The organism is Mesorhizobium sp. M2A.F.Ca.ET.037.01.1.1, from assembly GCF_003998075.1.
In the GTDB taxonomy this organism is placed as follows: Bacteria; Pseudomonadota; Alphaproteobacteria; order Rhizobiales; family Rhizobiaceae; genus Mesorhizobium.
Genome location: NZ_RZSA01000897.1, coordinates 1 through 2,702, shown reverse-complemented (window position 1 = coordinate 2,702; position 2,702 = coordinate 1). Strand labels below are relative to the sequence as shown.

At 58.3% G+C, this 2,702-nt stretch carries 3 protein-coding genes; all 3 read left to right on the top strand.

Going from position 1 to position 2,702, the window contains the following annotated elements; genetic code table 11:
• The coding region (locus EOA27_RS30935) for an aminotransferase class III-fold pyridoxal phosphate-dependent enzyme (protein ID WP_127258028.1) at nt 1-474 on the top strand (474 nt) is incomplete at its 5' end.
• Nucleotides 475-719: 245 nt separating this feature from the next.
• Nucleotides 720-2,129, top strand: coding sequence for an aldehyde dehydrogenase family protein (locus tag EOA27_RS30930; RefSeq protein WP_127258026.1), 1,410 nt, complete (start codon nt 720-722; stop codon nt 2,127-2,129).
• A 265-nt stretch (nt 2,130-2,394) separates the two neighbouring features.
• Nucleotides 2,395-2,702 (top strand): Glu/Leu/Phe/Val dehydrogenase dimerization domain-containing protein (locus EOA27_RS30925; protein ID WP_281059491.1); only part of this gene is annotated, 308 nt, incomplete at its 3' end.

The following is a 2,702-nucleotide window of genomic DNA, read 5'->3' as shown; positions in this document are numbered from 1 at the left end:
GTCTTGGAGGACGGAGCTGACAAGGTCGGCGCATTCTCGCACGGCTACACCTACTCGGGTCATCCGATCGGGGCTGCCGCAGCCAACGCGGTCCTCGACATCGTTGAGAAGGAAGACCTCCCCGGCAATGCTCGTGATGTAGGCGCAATTTTCCAGGCGCAGCTGAAGGAAAAGTTTGCACGGTTGCCGATCGTCGGCGAAGTGCGAGGCGTTGGCCTCATGGGCGCGATCGAGTTCGTGGCGGATCGCGACAATCGAAAGCGTTTCGATCCGACGCTCAAGGTCGGTGCCCGAATTTCGAAAGCAGCCCGTGACCGGGGCCTTATAGCTCGAGCCATGCCGCACGGCGACATCCTGGGTTTTGCCCCGCCGCTCGTGACGACGAAGGCTGAAGTCGAAGAGATCGTTGCGATCGCCGAACACGCAGTGCGTGCGGTCATGGATGACCTGGTCCGCGATGGCCAAAAGGTCTGATGCTTCGGTCGGTTTTTTGTCACTTCAGGTTGCCGCTCTCTACTGTTCGGGGGGTGTGCCCAGCAGCGTCACGATCAATGCGCCTGTTTAGAACCGGGTGATAGGCTGGCGGAAGAGAAGTTGATGGCTCCCGTGTCTGATGACTTGGGCGGGGCGCAGCCAAAGGGCGGCCGCCCGACCGCCCGACCGCCCGACCGCCGACAATGGCAGCCACGTGCCCGCAGCCAAGCAAGGGGAACCGCGAAATGACCGCTGCCAAACTTCACGCCGGAAAGGTGGTAGACACAGTGTCGGTGCATAGTCCCTATGAAGGCTATCTGATAGGCGTGGTCGACGTGACCGATGCTGCCGAAATCCACGAGCTTCTCGCACGCGCCCGACGCGGGGCCGAGATTTCTCGCAACCTGCCAAGGCACCAGCGTGCGACTATCCTTGAAGGGGCCGCCCAAATCATCGAGAGCCGACGCGATGCATTTGCCAAAATGATCGTGCGCGAAGCCGGGAAAACGATCGTGCAGGCACGGAAGGAGGTGCTTCGTAGCGTCAATACGCTGAAGCTGTCGGCTGAGGAGGCAAAGCGAAATGCTGGTGAGATCGTGCCTTTCGATGCCTATGCGGGATCAGAACAACGCCAAGGCTGGTTCACTCGTGAGCCGCTCGGCATCATCACCGCCATCACACCGTACAACGATCCGCTGAACCTAGTGGCTCACAAACTTGGCCCTGCAATCGCCGGCGGCAACGCGGTGCTGCTGAAACCGTCTAATTTGACGCCATTCTCCGCAATCAATCTGGTCGGAGTGCTAGTGGAAGCGGGCCTGCCGCAGGAAGTCGTTACCGTCGTTCATGGTGATAGAGAGCTGGTCTCGGCCTTGGTTTCTGCGCGTGAGGTACGCATGGTGTCATTCACCGGCGGCTTTGCGACCGGAGAAGTGATCAGCCGCAACGCAGGACTGAAGAAGCTGGCAATGGAACTCGGCGGCAATGCGCCGGTCATCGTGATGGAGGATTGTGACTTCGATAAAGCGGTTGAAGGCTGCGTATCTGGCGCATTTTGGGCAGCCGGGCAAAATTGTATCGGCGCCCAGCGCATTCTGGTTCAAGCCGAACTTTATGCTCGCTTCCGAAATGCCTTTATCGAAGGGACTAATAAGCTAAAGGCCGGCGATCCATCTCGCGAGGAGACAGATGTAGGGCCGATGATCTCGCAACAAGTAGCGGAGCGAACTGAAGCAGCCGTCAATGAGGCCATCGCTGCCGGCGCGAAATTGTTGTGCGGCCACTTCCGCGAAGGCTCGCTTTATCACCCGACCGTGCTCGAAGGCACGCCCACAACCTGTCTTCTTTGGCATGAGGAAGCGTTCGCGCCTGTGGTCATGCTCGCGCCTTTCGACACGCTCGATGAAGCCATCGGGATGGCCAATCTTCCGGAATACAGCCTGCATGCGGGCATCTTCACCAGCAATCTCTCTGTCGCGCTTGAGGCGGCGAACAAGCTCGACGCTGGTGGTGTGATGATCAATGACTCCTCCGACTACCGGTTTGATGCGATGCCTTTCGGCGGCTTTAAATATGGAAGCATGGGCAGGGAAGGCGTCCGGTTTGCTTACGAAGAGATGACCCAGCCCAAGGTGGTTTGCATCAATCGCGGCTGACCGAGGCGCGGCTGTGACGATTGTCTGCAAAGAAAAGAAATCTCAGGGGGGCAGCACGCCGCTTCAAACAGTCTTTAGCACTTGGGTCTTGGAGGCTCGGAATCCCAGCTGCCTTCGATCTGGCCAATGGAAGGAACGCCCGGATGGAAGACCTCCACTATTTGGCGTTCGTTTCAGTGCAAATTCTACAGATTGGGCACGCGCTACAGCAAACTATCTGAATTAGTCAACGCGTAAGCGCGAGTAGCGCTGTGATGGGTGTATAATGATAGCTAATTCTGCTGGATTTCTTGAAAGTATCGACGAGAATTTCCGTCATGCAATAGCGTTCCTTGATCTGCCCGAGGGATTGGCGGAGCGCATCACTCAGTGCAATTCAACATACACGGTCCGCTTCGGTGTGAGGCTTCGCGGCCGCATGTACAGCTTCATCGGCTGGCGCTCCGTTCACAGCGAGCATTGCGAGCCGGTCAAGGGAGGCATCCGCTTTGCACCGGACGCCGACGCCGAAGAAGTGGAGGCGCTCGCGGCGCTAATGACTCTAAAATGCGCGCTGGTCGATGTCCCCTTCGG